The sequence below is a fragment of the Xanthomonas sp. AM6 genome (assembly GCF_025665335.1).
Lineage (GTDB): Bacteria > Pseudomonadota > Gammaproteobacteria > Xanthomonadales > Xanthomonadaceae > Xanthomonas_A.
Window position 1 is genome coordinate 2,840,648 of sequence record NZ_CP106869.1, and the last position, 16,258, is coordinate 2,856,905.

Below are 16,258 nucleotides of genomic sequence, written 5' to 3' on the forward strand. Positions count from 1 at the left end.
AACTACGGGTAGCCGCGGGTAGCCACGGGTAGCCACGGGTAGCCATGGACATCGTGGCCGGCGGCGCGATCTCGAACGGCGTCGCGTGGCGCGGCGAATCCGCCCTGGCGTCCATGCGGCACCGCACCCCAGGCCGGCAGCCGAGGATCGGCGATCCGCCCGAGCGGCGCAGCGGCAAGAACGCACACTGCAAAACGCACGAGGCCCCGGCATGCCGGGGCCTCGTGCGTTCCGTCCGTGCCACTCCATGCGCATGCTCACGCACCGGTCCATCGGCGCACGCGGGAACGAAATCGGTGGCCGGCGAATCGAGGTCCGTTCGATTCCGTGCAAGCGCGCATCCCTGGCGCGGGAGCGATGACGTTGCCGGCATGCACAGGATGCGCGCCGCAGCGGGCGCTGGCGATCGGCCGACGCCGCGCCGGCGTGTAGGACTTTCCCGACGCCGGCCCAGGCGGCGCGGCGTCCCACGCCACCGTCACCACCGCTACATAAACGGTTCCCCTCGTATCGGCCACGCCACTGCCGATTACGACGGTTTTCCAACATCCGCATTGCAAGCATCTCGGGCCATGCGCATCCTGGTCGCCGAAGACGATACGTCCATTGCCGTCGCGCTGCGCGACTCGCTGGCCGAGTGCGGGCACGTGGTGGACCACGTCAGCGACGGCGCCGCCGCCGAGCGCGCGCTCAGCGCCGAGTGCTACCACCTGCTGGTGCTGGACCTGGGCCTGCAGCGGCGCGACGGCCTGCAGGTGCTGCAGCGCGTGCGCGAGCGCCGCGACGAGGTCGCGGTGCTGGTGGTGACCGCGCGCGACGGCGTGGAGGACCGCATCCGCGCGCTCGACCAGGGCGCCGACGACTACCTGATCAAGCCGTTCGAACTGTCCGAGTTCCTGGCCCGCACCCGCGCCCTGCTGCGCCGGCGCAGCAGCGGCGGCATCCCCGAACTGACCCTGGGCCGGCTGCGGATCAACCTGGCCGGGCGCCGGGTGTGGCTGCAGGACGAGCCGCTGGAACTGACCGCGCGCGAATTCGCGCTGCTGGAAACGCTGCTGCTGCGCAGCGGCCGCGTGGTCAGCCGCGGCCAGCTCACCGATGCGCTGTGCGACTGGCAGCACGAGATCACCGACAACGGCCTGGACATCTCCATGCACCGCCTGCGCCGCAAGCTGCACGGTTCCGGCGTCGGCATCCGCACCATCCGCGGCCTGGGCTACCTGCTGGAAGAATCCCGCGCCGCGGCGCCCGCCGCCGACCACGACCCGCTCGCCCCGTGAGCGCCGCCGCGGTGCCTGCCCGTCCCAGCCTGCGCCGGCGCCTGCTGGCGTTCCTGCTGATCCCGACTCTGCTGCTGACGCTGGTGGTCTCGGCGCTGTTCTACCTGCTGATGCTCAAGTACTCCAACCACGTCCACGACATGGACCTGAAGGAGGACACGCTGGGCCTGGCCAAGGCGGTCAACGATGGCGGCGACGGCCTGCCGCTGCCGCTGCAGGCGCGGCGCCTGCTCGAGTACAGCACCGAGGGCCGGGTGTTCTTCGAGGTGCGCAGCCGCGACCACGGCCTGATCAGCCACAGCGCGCAGCCCATTCCCGCGCACGCGGCGCCGACCACGCCCGGCCGGGTGATGCTGCGCGACGAACGCATGGCCGACGGCACCCCGGTGCGCGTGGCCAGCCTGACCGTGCCGTCGGCGCGCGAGGCCAGCGACCGGCTGACGATCTCGGTGGCCGAGACCCTGGACGACCGCCACCGCCGCGCGCGCGAGATCCTGATGCTGATGCTGCCGACCGAACTGCTGCTGACCTGCTCGCTGCTGGCGCTGGTCTGGCACGGCGTGCGGGTGGGCCTGCGCCTGCTGCAGCCGGCGGTGCGCCGGCTCGACGACAGCCAGCGCGACCTCAGCCCGGTGTCCGGCCCCGACATCCCGATCGAGGTGCTGCCGCTGACCCAGGCCATCGACGGCCTGCTGGGCCGGCTCAAGCAGATGATGGCCTTGCAGGAGCGCTTCGTCGCCGATGCCGCGCACCAGCTGCGCACGCCGCTGGCCGGGCTGAGCATGCACGTGCAGCGCGCCCAGGCCAGCACCCGCGCGCAGGACACCGCGCAGGCGCTGCAGCACATCCGCCAGCTGACCGACCGCGCGATCCGCAGCTCCACCCAGCTGCTGGCGCTGACCCGCGCGCAGGCGCCGCGCGAGAGCATCCGCCCGCTGCTGCCGCTGGACCTGGCCGCGTGGCTGCCGCAGGCGCTGGCCGAGCGCATCCCCGACGCGCTGCAGGCCGGGGCCGACCTGGGCTACGACGACGATGAAGACGGCCCGGCCTGGATCGCCGCCGATGCCGGGTCGCTGCGCGAACTGCTCGACAACCTGCTCGACAACGCCTTCAGGCATGCCGCCGGCAGCATGGTCACGGTGAGCCTGCGGCGGCAGCCGCGGCACCTGCGGCTGGCGGTCGACGATGCCGGCCCCGGGGTGGACGCGGCCTTGCTGCCGCGGCTGGGCGAACGCTTCTTCCGCGCCCCGGACGCGCCCGAGGGCGGCACCGGCCTGGGCCTGGCGATCGTCGCCAGCATCGCAGCGCGCCACCGCGCCACGCTGCGCTACCAGCGCTCGGCGTTGGGCGGCCTGCGCGTGGAACTGGACCTGCCGGCCGGCGCCGCGCCGTCGGCGTAAGCCGGCGCAGTGCATTGCGCCTGGCCGGCCTTGCGCTGCTGAGCGCGGCGACGCCGGCCGGCTGCGTCGGCACGTCGCTGCCCGGCCTGGCGCAACCGTTGCCGCCACGGTGGATCGCTGCCGGCCGCGGCCATCGCACGGCCGCACGGCAGTCCCTGGTGGCAAGGCTTCCACGACCCGCGACCGGACGCGCTGGCCGCGCGGGCGCTGCGCGCGGCGCATGAGGGCGTCACCGATACCAGGTTCAATCCGCATGCATGCGTTCACCGACGCCGCGGCAGTGACACCAGCATGCAGGCCCAAGTGATCAGCGACGATGGCCGCCAGACCGCGCTGGGCACCACGGTGGTGCGCTGGCCGGCGCCGGCGTCGGCCCGGCGCAACTGCAACGACGCGAACGGCGCCTGCAGCGATCACAGCGTGGCCTGCGTGCTGGCATTCCACCACGCCTCGGCCAGCACGCGCCGGTGCGCTTCCGCAGCCCGGGCGCGGCGCCGCGCTGACGAAAGGCTGCTGAAATGCCGGCCCGCCACGCTGCGCGCGTTCCTTCGCTGCCAGCGCCCTGACGCCGATGATCCAATCCGCCGAATTCCACTTCCGGGGCAGCCGCCACGGGGTGCTGCTGATCCACGGCCTGACCGGCACCCCCAGCGAGATGCGCCTGCTCGGCAAGTGCCTGCACCGCGACGGCTTCAGCGTGCACGGCGTGCAGCTGGCCGGGCACTGCGGCGATGCCGAGGACCTGCTCGCCACCGGCTGGCGCGACTGGTCGGCCAGCGTCGCCCAGGCCGCGGCGCGGATGCGCCCGCAGGTGGACAGGCTGTTCGTGGCCGGGCTGTCGATGGGCGCGCTGCTGGCGCTGCAGCTGGCCGAGGACCGCCCGGACTGGGTCGACGGCGTCGGCGTGCTCGGCGCCACCTTCCGCTACGACGGCTGGAACATCCCGCGGCGCGCGCGGCTGGCGTTCCTGCTGCCATGGTTCAAGCGCCTGGGCATCGGCCGCCGCCGCATGTTCCTGGAGGAACCGCCGTACGGCCTGCGCGACGAGCGCATCCGCGCCCAGGTCAGCGGCGCGATGCTCGGCGGCGACAGCGCCGCCGCCGGCCTGCCCGGCAATCCGTGGCACGCGCTGGCCGAGATGCAGCTGCTGTCGCGGCGGGTGCGCCGCAACCTGGCCAAGGTGACCGCGCCGTGCCTGGTCGCGCACGCGGCCGAGGACGACATCGCGCACCTGCGCAACGCGCAGCTGGTGGTGGCTGGGGTGTCCGGCCCAACCGAACTGCTGCTGCTGCACGACAGCTACCACATGATCACCCTGGACCGCGAACGCCGCGTGCTCGGCGCGCGCCTGGCGCAGTTCTTCGCCGCGCAGGCCGCGGCGCCGCGCCTGGCCGCCTGATGGCGCTGCAGGCGCCCGTGCTCGGCATGTGGCTGGCGACGGTGGCGCTGGACACGGCCGGCCAGCTGGCCTTCAAGCGCGCCGCCAGCGACCCGCTGGCCACCGGCGCGGCGCGCTGGCGGCGCATGGCGCGGCAGCCGTGGCTATGGCTGGGCATGGCCTGCTACGCCTGCGAATTCCTGGCCTGGACCGCGTTCCTGTCGCTGGTGCCGCTGGGCCGCGGCGTGCTGCTGGGTTCGATCAACATCGTGGCGATCATGCTCGCCGGACGCTGGCTGTTCGGCGAGCGGCTGGGGCGCATGCAGGTGGCCGGGATCTGCCTGGTCGGCGCCGGCGTGGCCGTGGTCGGGCTCGGCACATGAGCCGCGCGACGCTGCAGCGCTACGCCGTCGGCTTCGCCCTGCTGCTGGGCTTCGACACCCTGGCCCAGTTCGGTTTCAAGCTCGGCGGCGCGCACGCGTTCCCGCCGCAGGCCGAGTGGGCCTGGCTGCTGCGCCTGCTCGCCAGCCCGTGGCTGTACGCCGCGCTGCTGGGCTATGTCGGCGCGTTCTTCACCTGGATGAAACTGCTCGAGCACGCACCGATCGGGCCGGCGTTCGCCGCCTCGCACCTGGAAGTGGTCAGCGTGCTGCTGCTGTCGGCGTGGTGGTTCGGCGAGCCGATCGGCGCGTTGCAGGCGTTCGGCGCGGCGCTGATCGTGGCCGGCATCGTCTGCCTGGCGCTGGGCGAGCGCGCGGCGCCGGCCGATGCGCACTGAGGTGCCACCCACCGCCGGCCTGCCGCTGCACTGGCGCGACCTGTGGCCGGTGCGCACGCCGCAGCGGCTGGCCGCGCAGCTCGGCCTGCCCGACGCGCTGCTGACCTGCTCCGGCACCGCCGCGCTGGTCCTCGCGCTGCGCACCCTGGCCGCCAGCAGCCGCCGCCGGCAGGTACTGGTGGCCGCCTACACCTGCCCGCTGGTGGCGCTGGCGGTGGCGCACTGCGGCCTGCAGCTGGTGCTGTGCGATCTGCTGCCCGATTCGATCGAACCGGACCCGGCGCAGCTGGCGCAGCGCTGCGGCAGCGATACCCTGGCGATCGTCGCCACCCACCTGGGCGGCCGCCTGACCGACCTGGCGCCGCTGCGCGCCGCCGCCGCGGCCTGCGGGGCGATGCTGATCGAGGACGCGGCGCAGGCGCTGGGCGGCGTGCATGCCGACGGCACTCCCGCAGGCCTGGGCGGCGACATCGGCCTGTGCAGCCTCGCCGTCGGCAAGGGCCCGACCCTGTACGAAGGCGGCCTGCTGCTGTCGCCGCACGCGCCGCTGCGCCGCAGCCTGGCCGCCACCGCGGCGCGCCTGGCCCAGCCCGATTGGCGCTGGGAACTGCGTCGCAGCCTGCAATTGCTCGGCTACGCCGCGCTGTACCGGCCGCGCGCCTTGCGCTGGGCCTACGGCATGCCGCTGCGCCGCGCGCTGCGCCGCGGCGACCGCGTGGCGGCGGCCGGCGACCGGTTCGACGCGGCGATCCCGCAGCACGTGGTCGGCGCCTGGCGCGAAGCGGTCGGCGTGCGCGCCGCCGCGCGCTGGCCGGCGTTCCTGGCGCAGGCGCGCGCGCAGGGCCTGCGCCGTGCCGCGCGCCTGGCCGCGATCGCCGGGCTGCGCGTCGTCGCCGACAGCCCCGGCGCGCACGGCAGCTGGCCGGCGCTGCTGGTGCTGCTGCCGGATGCCGCCGCACGCGAGCGCGCGCTGGCGCGGCTGTGGCCGCGCGGGCTCGGCGTCGGCCTGCTGTTCGTGCACGCCCTGCCCGACTACGCCTACCTGCGCGACATCGTCGAGGCCGCGCCGGTGCCCCACGCCCGCGACTTCGCCGCGCGCTGCCTGAGCATCAGCAACAGCCCGTGGCTGCACGAGGACGGGTTCGAGGCGATCGTCGCCGTGCTGCGGCAGGTGTGCGCGGAGCGGATGGGCTGAAACGGCAACTGCGCTATCGGCACCCGCTTCCCATCCGTGCATGTGCAGGCAACAGTTGTGGGAGCGACTTCAGTCGCGACGGGCTTTACCGCACAGCCTGCGCCAGCGAAGTCACCGCTTCGCATCGCCGTCTGCGGAAAGCGGCATGAGACACGCGCTGGCGGACGCCGTTCGCAGATGACAATGCCGGCCACAACGGCCTCCGGCCAATATCCAGCCAGCAGCCGAAACAGAGTTCATCGATAACGCCCGTCGCGACTGAAGTCGCTCCCACAACATCCCGCCGGCTTGCGGCGATCTGCGCTGGCGTGCGCTAGCGCGGCAGCCCGGCCTCGGCCAGCGCCTGCAGCAGGCACAGGTTCGCCGCGTGCTGCTGCGCCTGCCACGCCGGCAGCGCCTGCGGCGATGGCGGCGGTTGCGCATCCAGCGCCGCCAGCCGCCGTTTCCACCATTGCGGGTAGTGCGCCGGCGACACTTCGCCGGTGATGTCGCTGCCGAGCAGTTGCCCGTGCAGGTAGGCGATGGCGGTGAGCAGGTGCGGCATGCGCAGTTCACCCTGGTCCCAGTTGGTGCGCGCGTCCTGCGGGTCCAGCACGTCCTTGTCCAGCGACAGGTAGGTCGGCATCGGCGTGCCGCGCAGGTGCTGCAGGAAGGCGTCGATCATCTCCGTGCTCGAGGCGAAGCCGCGCACCGCCCGGCCCAGCCCCAGGCGCCGCGCCCAGCGCACGTCCACGCCGCTGCACCAGTAGCGCAGCTTGCCGCGGTACAGCGGGCGCAGATGGTTCTCCCAGGCGTGCGCGGCGCCGACATCGCCCGAGGTGATGCCGACCACCTCCACCCGCGCCACCTGCGGCAATGCGGCGACACGCCACACCCACGAGCCGCAGTGCACGGCGAACGGGAAGCGCATGTTGTCCGGATGGTTGTCGAACACCACCACCCGCAGCGGCGCGGGCGCGCGCCGCGCCAGCCGCGCGATCAGCGGCAGGCTCAGGTGATGGAAATCGCCGCTGCCCAGCAGCACGGTGCCGTACCGCGCCGGCAGCATGGCGTCGAGCGCGGTGTCGAAGCGGCGCAGCCGGCGCAGCGAACAGGCGAAGCGCAGCCCGTCGTGCCACGCCTGCAGCGGCAGACGCAAGGCGCCCGGCACGGCGCCGAGCGAGCCGTCCAGGTCCAGCAATACCGGTGCGCTCATGTCATTGCGCCATGCCGGCAGCGGCGTCGGCGCCGGCATCGGGATCGCCGGCGGCGACCTCGTCGGCCTCGAACAGCGGCCGCAGCCGCCGCAGCGCGATGCGCAGCAACCGATTGCGCAGGTACACCGCATGCCAGGTGTAGGTGAAGCTGGCGCCGAGCTCCGCCTTCACCTGCGGATCGGTCCAGCCGGCGACGTAGGCGCGCAGGCCATGCCGGCAGGCGTAGTCTAGGTTGTGCATCCAGCTCAGCGCGTACAGGTTATGCGCGCGCGCATCCGGATAGTGCAGGCCGATGTACTTGTCCAGCAGCCGCCCGTCGTGCACGTAGCACAGGTTCCAGCCGATCAGCCGGCCCTGGTGGCGATAGGCGAACACCAGGCCGCCCGAATCCGCATCGGTCAGCAGCGCGTCGAAGAACGCAGGCGTCAGCAGGTCGAAATGCACCTCGCTCTGCGCATGGACCTGCAGGTACAGCGCATAGCAGTGCGCGCGCAAGGCCGGGTCGGCGAAGGCGGCGCCGGTGGGCAGCGCCTGGATCTCCAGGTCGGCGCGCGAGCGCAGCTTGCGGCGGATGTTGCGGCGGCGGCCGCGCGACAGCCGCGCCAGGTAGTCGTCGGTGGAGGCGAAATCGATCGGCACCCAGGCAAGCGCCTGCCCGCGCAGCAGCACGTAGCCGCTGCGTTCGCACGCTTCGAGGAACACCTGCGCCCAGGCGTTGTCGGTGGCATCGAGCAGCGGCGAGCGCCGCGGGATGTCCTTGACGATCAGCAGCGGACGTTCCCGCCCCAGCTGCGCGCGCCACTGCCGCGGCAACTGCGCCGGGTCGGCCGCGCGCGGCAGCCAGGCGTATTCGCTGACGGTGCTGCCGACGAAGCTCGTGCGCGGCCGCAGCAGGCGCCGCCACAGCCGCTGCAGCGGCCAGCCGGCCACGCGCGCGCGCAGCGCCGGATCGGCGGTGGTCAGCAGGTCGAACTCGGCCTCGAACGCCGGCACGCCGTGTTCCAGCGTGCGCGCCGCGAACGCCTGCGGCGGGTGCGCGAGGAACTGCCGCTGCAGCGCCTGCGGTTCGAGTTGGCTTACGAAAGGCATCTGCAAGATTGGCCGGCTAGCGTGGAGGATGGACGCCGCAGCCGTGGGCCGCGGCACGCCTTCCACCGCCGGCATGCGCCGCACGGTGGCCTTTCATTCCGCGGAGGACCGCCATGACCCCGTCCATCGAGAGCCAGATCCACAGCATCGTCGCCAAGCACAGCGAGACCGACCCGGCCGGCCTGAGCGCCGAGACCAAACTGCGGGACCTGGGCGTGGATTCGCTCGAGGCGATCGAGATCCTGTTCGACATCGAGGAACACTTCGGCATCACCTTCCCGCAGCGCGACCCGAACCTGGACGACGGCTCGCTGGGCAAGCTGGGCGAAGCGGTGCGGCAGGCGCTGGCCGCCAAGGCCGCCGCCGCGCCGCTCGCCGCGGTGCAGTGAGCCGGCATGGATCGCCCGGCGCAGGGACGTCGCGTCGTCGTCACCGGCATGGGCGCGGTCAGCGCGCTCGGCCTGGGCGCCGAGGCGCTGTGGCGCGGCATGTGCGAGGGCCGCAGCGGCATCGCCGCGCTGGCCACGCCCGACCCGCCGTCCGCGCTGAAGATGCGAGTCGCGGCCAGCGTGCCCGGCTTCGCGCCGCAGGCGACGCAGCTGGGCGGCATCGCGCCGGGCCAGCTGGACCGCATGACCCAGATGGCACTGGTCGCCGCCCATGAGGCCGTGGCCCAGTCCGGCCTGAGCCTGGACGGTGCCGCTGGCGCACGCGGCGCGGTGGTGCTGGGCACCGGCGTCGGCGCCGAACTCAGCCGCGACGAACAATCGCGGCGGCTGTACCGCGAACAGGCCGAGCGCCTGCATCCGCTGACCATCGTGCGCAGCATGAACAACGCCGCGGTCAGCCAGATCAGCATCGCCTTCGGCCTGCGCGGCCCGGCCTTCACGGTGTCCAGCGCCTGCGCCTCGGCCAACCACGCGCTGGCGCAGGCCGCGCTGCTGATCCGCCACGGCCTGGCCGACGTGGCCATCGGCGGCGGCAGCGAAGCCTGCCTGAGCCTGCCCCTGATCCGCGCCTGGGAAGCGCTGCGCGTGGTCAGCGACGACACCTGCCGGCCGTTCTGCGCGCAGCGCAGCGGCCTGGTGCTGGGCGAAGGCGCCGGCGTGTTCGTGCTGGAAAGCGCCGCGCATGCGGCGGCGCGCGGCGCCGCGGCGCTGGCCGAACTGGCGGGTTTCGGCATGAGCGCCGACGCGAACGACATCGTCGCACCCAGCGTCGACGGCGCCGCTGCGGCGATGCGCCTGGCGCTGCAGGACGCCGGCCTGGAACCGCGGCAGATCGACTACATCAACGCCCACGGCACCGGCACCGTGGCCAACGACCGTTGCGAGACGCAGGCGATCCGCCAGGTGTTCGGCACCCACGCCGATGCGCTGACGGTGAGTTCGACCAAGGCGGTGCACGGCCATGCGCTCGGCGCCGCCGGCGCGCTGGAACTGGTCGCCGCGCTCGGCGCGCTGCGCGAACAGCGGGTGCCGCCGACCGCCAACTTTCTCGATGCCGATCCGGAGTGCGACCTGGACTACGTGCCCAACCAGGCCCGCGCGCAACCGGTGCGCGCGGTGCTCAGCAATTCCTTCGCCTTCGGCGGCCTCAACGCGGTGCTCGCGCTGCGCGCGGCGGGCTGAAGCGCCCGTCGCGGCGAAGAGCGGGAGGCAACGCGGCGCCAACGCGCTGTCCCCCGCCATCTCATGCCACCCGCTTGGCGCGGGTCAGCAACTGGTCCAGCAGCGACAGGCCCAGATCGATCTCGGCGTGGCTGATGTGCAGCGACGGCGCCAGCGTGATCACGTTCTTGTAGTAGCCGCCCACGTCCAGCACCAGGCCGATGCGCTTGCCGTCGTGGCGCAGCTCGCCTTCCAGGCCCATGTCCACCATCGTGTCGAGCAGCTTGCGGTTCGGGGTGAAGCCGTCCGCCTGGCAGATCTCCGCGCGCAGCGCCAGGCCCAGGCCGTCGACGTCACCGATTTCCGGATGGCGCTTCTGCAGGTCGCGCAGGCCGTCGAGGAAGTGCGCGCCCTTGGCCATCACCATCGACTCGTAGTCGGTCTCGGCCAGCATGCGCATCGTCTCCAGACCCACCGCGGTGCCGAGCGGATTGGAGGCGAAGGTGGAATGGGTCGAACCCGGCGGGAACACGGTCGGGTTGATCAGCTCCTCGCGCGCCCAGATCCCGGCCAGCGGGTTGAGGCCATTGGTCAGCGCCTTGCCGAACACCAGCACGTCCGGGGTCACCCCGAAATGCTCGATCGCCCACAGCTTGCCGGTGCGGAAGAAGCCCATCTGGATCTCGTCCACCACCAGCAGGATGCCGTACTTGTCCAGCACCCGCTTCAGACCGGTGAAGAAGTTCGGCGGCGGGATCACGTAGCCGCCGGTGCCCTGGATCGGCTCGACGTAGAACGCGGCGTACTCGCACTGCCCGGCCCTGGGGTCCCACACGCCGTTGTATTCGGTCTCGAACAGGCGCTCGAACCTGGCCACGCACTGTTCGCCGTACTCTTCCTTGGACATGCCCTTGGGCCCGCGGAAGTGGTACGGGAATTCGATGAACTGGGCGCGGTCGAAATGGCCGAAACGGCGCCGGTAGCGGTACGAGGAGGTGATCGCCGAGGCGCCCAGGGTGCGGCCGTGATAGCCGCCCTCGAACGCGAACACCAGGCTCTTGCCGCCGCTGGCGTTGCGCACCAGCTTCAGCGAATCCTCCACCGACTGCGCGCCGCCGACGTTGAAGTGCACCCTGCCCTTGCGCCCCCACTTGCGCTGCGCGTCCTGGGCGATGGTCCTGGCCAGCTCGATCTTGGTCGGATGCAGGTACTGGCTGGCCACCTGCGGCAGCGTGTCGATCTGCCGCTTCAGCGCGCCGTTGAGGCGCGCGTTGGCGTAGCCGAAGTTGACCGCCGAATACCACATCTGCAGGTCCAGGTACGGCACGTCCTCGGTGTCGTACAGGTAGCTGCCGTCGCAGTGCGCAAAGATCCGCGGCGGTTCGCTGTAGTGCACGGTGTCGCCGAAGGAGCAGTACTCGGCCTCGTCGGCCAGCAACTGCGCATCGCCGAGCGCGGCGTGGTAGGCGGGGCCGGCGCGCAGCAGCGCGTCCGGGTCCGGCGACGGCGCCATGTCGTCGTGCGCGGGCGCGTCGAGCGTGGCGAGATCGCCGTGGAGCGGCGCGAACGCCGTGGGGAGCGGGACATTCCGGTGCATGGGATCAGGCTCAGTGGGGAACGGGGAGAGGGAGGCGCGCGGCGGCCGCGGCGGGCGCGGCGAGCTCGTGCAGCAGGGCGATCGCGTCGTCGAAACCGGCGATCGCGCGGTGGGCGATGCCGCTGGCGCGGCAATGGCGCAGCAGGCCGTCCTTGGCGAACACCAGGTCGGCCTTGCCGGCCACGCAGAAATCGGAGCGGCCGTCGCCGACCAGCAGCGTGCGGCGCGCCGGTTCGGGCTGCGCCACCACCGCGCACTTGCAGGTGCCGCTGGCGCAGCCCGGCCGCGCGTGCGGCGAAGCCATGCGCCAGTGTCCGGCGCCGGTACGCAGCAGGCGGTTGGCGATGATCGGCAGCTGGTGCAGGCCGTGCCGCGCCAGGATCCGCGCGATCGGGTAGTCCAGGCCGTCGCTGACGATGCTCAGCGGCATGCCCAGCTCGCGCGCCAGATCGACGAAACGCACGAACGCCGGATCGATGCGGACCTCGTCGAGCACCCGGTGCAGCGCGTCCACGTCGCCGTCGAGCAGCGCCACCTGGCCGCTCATGCATTCGCGCGCGCCGATGCGCCCGGCCACCCAATCGTCCTCCAGCGCGCGCCAGCCGGGGCGGCCGAGGCGCTCGAGCAAGGTGTCGGTCACGTCCTGCAGCGACACGGTGCCGTCGAAATCGCAAAGAATCTTCCACTGGACGCGCAAGGCGGCTCTCCGGCTCATTCGCGCAGAGCCTAGGCGGGCTGTCTTTCGCACTCCTTTCGGGCGGATCCCAAGCCGCACCCGCACCGCATGCCGCGGCGGCGGCAAGCGCGGTTCCCAATTCGGACGCAATCAGGCACGCTAGCAGCACCAGGCCCGGATGGCGAAACTGGTAGACGCATCGGACTTAAAATCCGCCGGGGGCGACCCCATGCCGGTTCGATTCCGGCTCCGGGCACCATGCACGTTTCGCATGCGCCGCCGCAGAGGTGGCCTCGCCGCGCCGCCGCAGTTGCCGGTCATACAGGCGCCGCGGCGCCGCATGCGCCAAACAAAAGCCCCGGTACCGCCGCCACGACGGTACCGGGGGCGCCATTCGGCAATCGGTGAACTGGCTTGCGGGCGGTTCAGATCGCCCGCGAATAGCGTGCCGGCTGCGCCGGCTGGCGCAGATAGCGGTCGAAGCACATCGCGATCAGGCGCAGCAGCGGGCGGCCACGCGCGGTGGCCTGGATCACGCCGTCGCGGTGCTCGGCCAGGCCGTCGGCGCACAGCGGCGCCAGCGCCTGCAGTTCCTCGTGGAAATAGCGGGCGAAGTCGATGCCGTGGCGCTGCGCCAGCGCGGCGACGTCGGCGCGGCCCTGGCACATCAGCTGCTGGATCAGCTCGGCGCGCAGCGCATCGTCGGCGCTGAGCTGCAGGCCGCGCAGCACCGGGCTGTCGCCGGCGTCCACCGCCGCCTCCCAGGCCGGCAGTTCGCGCTGGTTCTGGCTGTAGCTGGCGCCGATGCGGCTGATCGCGCTGACGCCCAGGCCGAGCAGGTCGGTGTCGGCATGCGTGGTGTAGCCCATGAAGTTGCGGTGCAGCCCGCCCTGGCGCTGCGCGCGCGCCAGGTCTTCGTGCGGCAGCGCGAAATGGTCCATGCCGATGTAGTGGTAGCCGGCGGCCGACAGCGTGCGCACCGCCAGGCCGAGCAACGCGAGCTTCTGCTCGGCGTCGGGCAGGTCCGCATCGGCGATGCGCCGCTGCGCCTTGAACAGCTGCGGCATGTGCGCATAGCCGTACACCGCCAGGCGGTCCGGGCGCGCCGCGATCACCGTGTGCAGGGTGCGCTCGAAGCCGGCCAGGGTCTGCCGCGGCAGACCGTAGATCAGGTCCACGTTGACCGAACGCATGCCGTGCACGCGGCAGGCGCGCAGGATGTCCAGCGTCTCGGCCACGCCCTGGCGGCGATTGATCGCCTGCTGCACCAGCGGGTCGAAATCCTGGATGCCCAGGCTGGCGCGGTTGAAGCCCAGCGCGGCCAGCGCGGCGATGTCCTGCGGCGTCACCGTGCGCGGATCCAGCTCGATGGAGATGTCGCGGTCCGGCGCCTCGCTGAAGCGGAACAGCCCGCGCAGGCCCTGCAGCAGCTCGCCGAGCAGGTCCGGCGCCAGGAAATTCGGCGTGCCGCCGCCCAGGTGCAGCTGCACCACCTCGCGCTCGGCCTCGAAGCAGGCGGCCATCATCGCCGCCTCGCGCAGCACGCGCTGCACGTAGGCGCGGCCCTTGCCGACGTCGCGGGTGATGACCCGGTTGCAGCCGCAGTAGAAACACGGATTGCGGCAGAACGGCACGTGCACGTACAGCGACAGCGGCCGCGTCGGATCGCTGGCCTGCACCGCCGCGAACAGCTGCGCCGGGCCGAACCCGGCCTGGAAATGCGGCGCGGTCGGATACGAGGTGTAGCGCGGGCCGGGACGGTCGTAGCGGCGCAGCAGGTCGGCGTCGAAGGTCCAGGCGGCGGCGAGATCGGGGGCGGTGAGGATGTCCATGGGTAGGAGCATGCGCGGCGCGGCGGCGGCCCGCCTTGACCTGGATCAATCGGCGGGCGGCAACGGCAGCGCCGGCTCGAACGGCCGCCAGCTCATCTGGTGGCGGCGCCAGAAGGTATCGGCGATGCGCGCGGCGATGTCGTCGGCCAGCGCGCGCATCGGCGCATTGTCCAGTTCGGCGGTGGTGGCGCGGAACAGGCCCAGCCAGCGCTGGAACAGCGCAGCGTCGAGTTCGCGCATGGCCATGTGCTTGGGCATCGGCGCACCGCGGAAGCGCCGCGTGCCGCGCAGCATCGCCGACCAGAAGTCGCTCAGCTGCAGCAGGTGCGCGTCCCAGTCTTCGATGTGCGCGGCGAACACCGCGGCCAGCGCGGGGTCGGCGCGCACGCGGCGGTAGAACGCGTCCACCAGCGCGGTCACTTCGTCTTCGCTGCACAGCTGCGGTCCGGGCAACGGCAAGGCGGCGGTGGAGTCATGCATGACGGTGCTCCTGTTCGACGCGCCCAGTATCCGCATCGGCTCCGGCCCGGCCTTGATCAGGATCAATGCCGCGGCGTACCGCGCTGCCTACGCTGCGTTGGCGGCATGCGCCTGCGCCGCCGCCGATGGGGGATCGGCGGCGCGGCCGCGCGCGGCGGCGCCGGCCCGCGCGCGGCACCACCCCGGCGCATGCCGCACCTTCCTTCCGCGATGGAGTCCGCCCGCCATGCCGCCCAGCGACGATCCCCTGCTCGACCCGCTGCTCGATCCCGCCGCGCCGCGCCCGCTGGTGCAGCGGCTGGGCGTGGTGCTGTGGCCCAGCTTCCTGGTCGCCGGCGCGATGAGCGTGCTGTTCTTCGCCGTGGTCGATCCGCTGGCGCTGCGCGACATCAGCTTCCCCGGCCGCACGCTGAGCCGCGAACTCGGCTACACGCTGGGCTTCTTCATGTTCTGGCTGGCGACGCTGGCATCCAGCGGGCTGACCGGGTTCCTGCTGCGGCCGGCGCCGCGCGCCGGCGGCGACGACGATGCCGGCGAGCCGTCGCCATGACCGCAACGCCCCAGCCCCGCAGCATTCCGTCGCGCATGCTCGCCGCGCCTGGCCCGGCCGCCCACACCACCGTGGCGCCGCCGCGCAGCCGCTACGCACGCGTGCGCCGCGGCGTCCTGTGGCTGCTGTTCGCCGCGTTCTACCTGCTGCCATGGCTGCGCTGGGACGGCCGCCAGGCGCTGCTGGTCGACCTGACCGCGCGGCGCGTGGACCTGTTCGGCTGGACCCTGTGGCCGCACGACGCCGGCTGGCTGCTGCTGGTGCCGTGCGCCGCGATCGCCGCGCTGGCGGTGACGACCACGCTGGCGGGCCGGGTCTGGTGCGGCTTCGCCTGCCCGCAGACGGTCTGGAGCCACGCCTTTGCCTGGCTGGAACGGCGCTTCGCGGCCTGGCCGGCCGCCGCGCGCCACGTCGCCTGGGCGGCGCTGGCGCTGTGGACCGGGATCAGCTTCGTCGGCTACTTCGTGCCGGTCGCCGGCCTGGTCGCGCGGTTGCGGCCGTTCGCCTGGAGCGGCTGGGAAACGTTCTGGGTGCTGTTCTATGCCCTGGCCACCTGGGGCAATGCGGGTTTCCTGCGCAGCCAGGCGTGCCGCTACCTGTGCCCCTACGCGCGGCTGCAGCCGCTGCTGTGCGACCGCGACACGCCGCTGATCGGCTACGACGCGATGCGCGGCGAGCCGCGCGGCGCGCGCGCCTGCGGCCAGGGCGGCGTGGCCCAACGCGGACGGCGCCTGCTCGATGCCGGCACCGCGCGCGACTACGCGCTACGCGCGGGCATCGCCCGGCTCGCCGGACAGGACCACCGGCGCGGCGCGGCACTGGCCGCCTACGCCGGCACCCTGCCCAAGTTCAGCGACCAGCAACTCGGCGACTGCGTGGACTGCGGCGCCTGCATCGACGCCTGCCCGGCGCGGATCGACCTGCGCAACGGCCCGCACTACGCCTGCACCGCCTGCGGCGCCTGCGTGGACGCCTGCGACCGCAGCATGGACCGTCACGGTTTCGCCCACGGCCTGCTGCGCCGGGCCGGCGCCAACGCGATCGAGCGCCAGCCGCGGCGCCGACTGCGGCCGCGGCTGCTGGCCGGCGCCGCGCTGCTGCTGGCGGCGCTGGCGGCGCTGCTCGCGGCCGGCTGAGCCGCACTTGCGAAAACGGACCACGCAGACCACGAACGCCGGCGTTCCGTGCGCGCGGCGG

16 protein-coding genes and 1 tRNA gene are annotated in these 16,258 nt (G+C 72.9%); 11 read left to right on the forward strand and 6 right to left on the reverse strand.

The features are described from left to right. The first annotated feature begins 572 nt into the window (after positions 1–572). The 6 genes from OCJ37_RS11930 to OCJ37_RS11955 all read left to right on the forward strand — a co-directional run bounded on the left by OCJ37_RS11930 (position 573) and on the right by OCJ37_RS11955 (position 6,031). Positions 573–1,280 carry a response regulator gene (locus OCJ37_RS11930; protein WP_263109656.1) on the forward strand — a complete coding sequence of 236 codons (708 nt, stop codon included), beginning with the start codon at positions 573–575 and terminating at the stop codon, positions 1,278–1,280. After that, positions 1,277–2,680, forward strand: coding sequence for a sensor histidine kinase (locus tag OCJ37_RS11935; protein WP_263109657.1), 1,404 nt, complete (start codon positions 1,277–1,279; stop codon positions 2,678–2,680). Before OCJ37_RS11930 ends, OCJ37_RS11935 begins: the two co-directional genes overlap by 4 nt. Before the next feature lie 571 nt (positions 2,681–3,251). Then, a complete protein-coding gene (locus tag OCJ37_RS11940; RefSeq protein WP_263109658.1) occupies positions 3,252–4,079 on the forward strand; it encodes an alpha/beta hydrolase in 828 nt (275 codons plus the stop codon). Beyond that, positions 4,079–4,441 (forward strand): EamA family transporter, encoded by a 363-nt coding sequence (locus tag OCJ37_RS11945; RefSeq protein ID WP_263109659.1) that lies wholly within the window; start codon positions 4,079–4,081, stop codon positions 4,439–4,441. Before OCJ37_RS11940 ends, OCJ37_RS11945 begins: the two co-directional genes overlap by 1 nt. Next, positions 4,438–4,836 carry a DMT family transporter gene (locus OCJ37_RS11950; RefSeq protein ID WP_263109660.1) on the forward strand — a complete coding sequence of 133 codons (399 nt, stop codon included), beginning with the start codon at positions 4,438–4,440 and terminating at the stop codon, positions 4,834–4,836. Before OCJ37_RS11945 ends, OCJ37_RS11950 begins: the two co-directional genes overlap by 4 nt. Beyond that, positions 4,826–6,031, forward strand: a complete 1,206-nt coding sequence (locus tag OCJ37_RS11955) for a DegT/DnrJ/EryC1/StrS family aminotransferase (RefSeq protein ID WP_263109661.1) — start codon at positions 4,826–4,828, stop codon at positions 6,029–6,031. Before OCJ37_RS11950 ends, OCJ37_RS11955 begins: the two co-directional genes overlap by 11 nt. Positions 6,032–6,344: 313 nt before the next feature. Here OCJ37_RS11955 and OCJ37_RS11960 read toward each other — a convergent pair whose 3' ends face one another. Both OCJ37_RS11960 and OCJ37_RS11965 read right to left on the reverse strand, forming a co-directional pair. After that, positions 6,345–7,226, reverse strand: a complete 882-nt coding sequence (locus OCJ37_RS11960; RefSeq protein ID WP_263109662.1) for an arginase family protein — start codon at positions 7,224–7,226, stop codon at positions 6,345–6,347. Position 7,227: 1 nt separating this feature from the next. Next, positions 7,228–8,316 (reverse strand): peptidogalycan biosysnthesis protein, encoded by a 1,089-nt coding sequence (locus OCJ37_RS11965; protein WP_263109663.1) that lies wholly within the window; start codon positions 8,314–8,316, stop codon positions 7,228–7,230. Positions 8,317–8,429: 113 nt separating this feature from the next. Here OCJ37_RS11965 and OCJ37_RS11970 point away from each other — a divergent pair, with 113 nt between their 5' ends. Both OCJ37_RS11970 and OCJ37_RS11975 read left to right on the forward strand, forming a co-directional pair. Continuing rightward, a complete protein-coding gene (locus OCJ37_RS11970; protein ID WP_263109664.1) occupies positions 8,430–8,705 on the forward strand; it encodes an acyl carrier protein in 276 nt (91 codons plus the stop codon). A 6-nt stretch (positions 8,706–8,711) separates the two neighbouring features. Then, complete coding sequence (locus tag OCJ37_RS11975; protein ID WP_263109665.1) at positions 8,712–9,947, forward strand: beta-ketoacyl-[acyl-carrier-protein] synthase family protein; 1,236 nt, start codon at positions 8,712–8,714, stop codon at positions 9,945–9,947. 61 nt (positions 9,948–10,008) lie between these two features. Here OCJ37_RS11975 and OCJ37_RS11980 read toward each other — a convergent pair whose 3' ends face one another. Both OCJ37_RS11980 and OCJ37_RS11985 read right to left on the reverse strand, forming a co-directional pair. Next, the gene (locus tag OCJ37_RS11980) at positions 10,009–11,523 is read right to left on the reverse strand and encodes an aspartate aminotransferase family protein (RefSeq protein ID WP_263109666.1); all 1,515 of its coding nucleotides are present in this window, start codon (positions 11,521–11,523) and stop codon (positions 10,009–10,011) included. A gap of 10 nt (positions 11,524–11,533) precedes the next feature. Then, entirely contained in the window at positions 11,534–12,220 is a 687-nt protein-coding gene (locus OCJ37_RS11985) for an MtnX-like HAD-IB family phosphatase (protein WP_317633234.1), read from the reverse strand. A 151-nt stretch (positions 12,221–12,371) separates the two neighbouring features. Between OCJ37_RS11985 and OCJ37_RS11990 the strand changes: the two genes are divergently transcribed. Next, positions 12,372–12,458 (forward strand) — tRNA-Leu (locus tag OCJ37_RS11990). A gap of 166 nt (positions 12,459–12,624) precedes the next feature. On the opposite strand, the gene hemN is transcribed toward OCJ37_RS11990, so the two are convergent. Together hemN and OCJ37_RS12000 are read right to left on the reverse strand one after the other, a co-directional pair. Beyond that, positions 12,625–14,031, reverse strand: a complete 1,407-nt coding sequence (hemN, locus tag OCJ37_RS11995; protein WP_263109668.1) for an oxygen-independent coproporphyrinogen III oxidase — start codon at positions 14,029–14,031, stop codon at positions 12,625–12,627. A gap of 45 nt (positions 14,032–14,076) precedes the next feature. Next, positions 14,077–14,511, reverse strand: coding sequence for a group III truncated hemoglobin (locus OCJ37_RS12000; protein ID WP_263109669.1), 435 nt, complete (start codon positions 14,509–14,511; stop codon positions 14,077–14,079). A gap of 226 nt (positions 14,512–14,737) precedes the next feature. On the opposite strand from OCJ37_RS12000, the gene OCJ37_RS12005 reads away from it, so the two are divergent. Beyond that, complete coding sequence (locus OCJ37_RS12005; protein ID WP_263109670.1) at positions 14,738–15,061, forward strand: hypothetical protein; 324 nt, start codon at positions 14,738–14,740, stop codon at positions 15,059–15,061. Further along, the gene (locus tag OCJ37_RS12010; RefSeq protein WP_263109671.1) at positions 15,058–16,197 is read left to right on the forward strand and encodes a 4Fe-4S dicluster domain-containing protein; all 1,140 of its coding nucleotides are present in this window, start codon (positions 15,058–15,060) and stop codon (positions 16,195–16,197) included. The genes OCJ37_RS12005 and OCJ37_RS12010 overlap by 4 nt, the downstream gene beginning before the upstream one ends. Positions 16,198–16,258: the final 61 nt, after the last annotated feature.

Bases quoted from the DNA above. Each gene is read 5' to 3' on its own strand.
- OCJ37_RS11930 (WP_263109656.1), top strand. From the start codon at position 573: ATGCGCATCCTGGTCGCCGAAGACGATACGTCCATTGCCGTCGCGCTG.
- OCJ37_RS11940 (WP_263109658.1), top strand. From the start codon at position 3,252: ATGATCCAATCCGCCGAATTCCACTTCCGGGGCAGCCGCCACGGGGTG.
- OCJ37_RS11945 (WP_263109659.1), top strand. From the start codon at position 4,079: ATGGCGCTGCAGGCGCCCGTGCTCGGCATGTGGCTGGCGACGGTGGCG.
- OCJ37_RS11950 (WP_263109660.1), top strand. From the start codon at position 4,438: ATGAGCCGCGCGACGCTGCAGCGCTACGCCGTCGGCTTCGCCCTGCTG.
- OCJ37_RS11955 (WP_263109661.1), top strand. From the start codon at position 4,826: ATGCGCACTGAGGTGCCACCCACCGCCGGCCTGCCGCTGCACTGGCGC.
- OCJ37_RS11960 (WP_263109662.1), bottom strand. From the start codon at position 7,226: ATGAGCGCACCGGTATTGCTGGACCTGGACGGCTCGCTCGGCGCCGTG.
- OCJ37_RS11965 (WP_263109663.1), bottom strand. From the start codon at position 8,316: ATGCCTTTCGTAAGCCAACTCGAACCGCAGGCGCTGCAGCGGCAGTTC.
- OCJ37_RS11970 (WP_263109664.1), top strand. From the start codon at position 8,430: ATGACCCCGTCCATCGAGAGCCAGATCCACAGCATCGTCGCCAAGCAC.
- OCJ37_RS11975 (WP_263109665.1), top strand. From the start codon at position 8,712: ATGGATCGCCCGGCGCAGGGACGTCGCGTCGTCGTCACCGGCATGGGC.
- OCJ37_RS11980 (WP_263109666.1), bottom strand. From the start codon at position 11,523: ATGCACCGGAATGTCCCGCTCCCCACGGCGTTCGCGCCGCTCCACGGC.
- hemN (WP_263109668.1), bottom strand. From the start codon at position 14,031: ATGGACATCCTCACCGCCCCCGATCTCGCCGCCGCCTGGACCTTCGAC.
- OCJ37_RS12000 (WP_263109669.1), bottom strand. From the start codon at position 14,511: ATGCATGACTCCACCGCCGCCTTGCCGTTGCCCGGACCGCAGCTGTGC.
- OCJ37_RS12005 (WP_263109670.1), top strand. From the start codon at position 14,738: ATGCCGCCCAGCGACGATCCCCTGCTCGACCCGCTGCTCGATCCCGCC.
- OCJ37_RS12010 (WP_263109671.1), top strand. From the start codon at position 15,058: ATGACCGCAACGCCCCAGCCCCGCAGCATTCCGTCGCGCATGCTCGCC.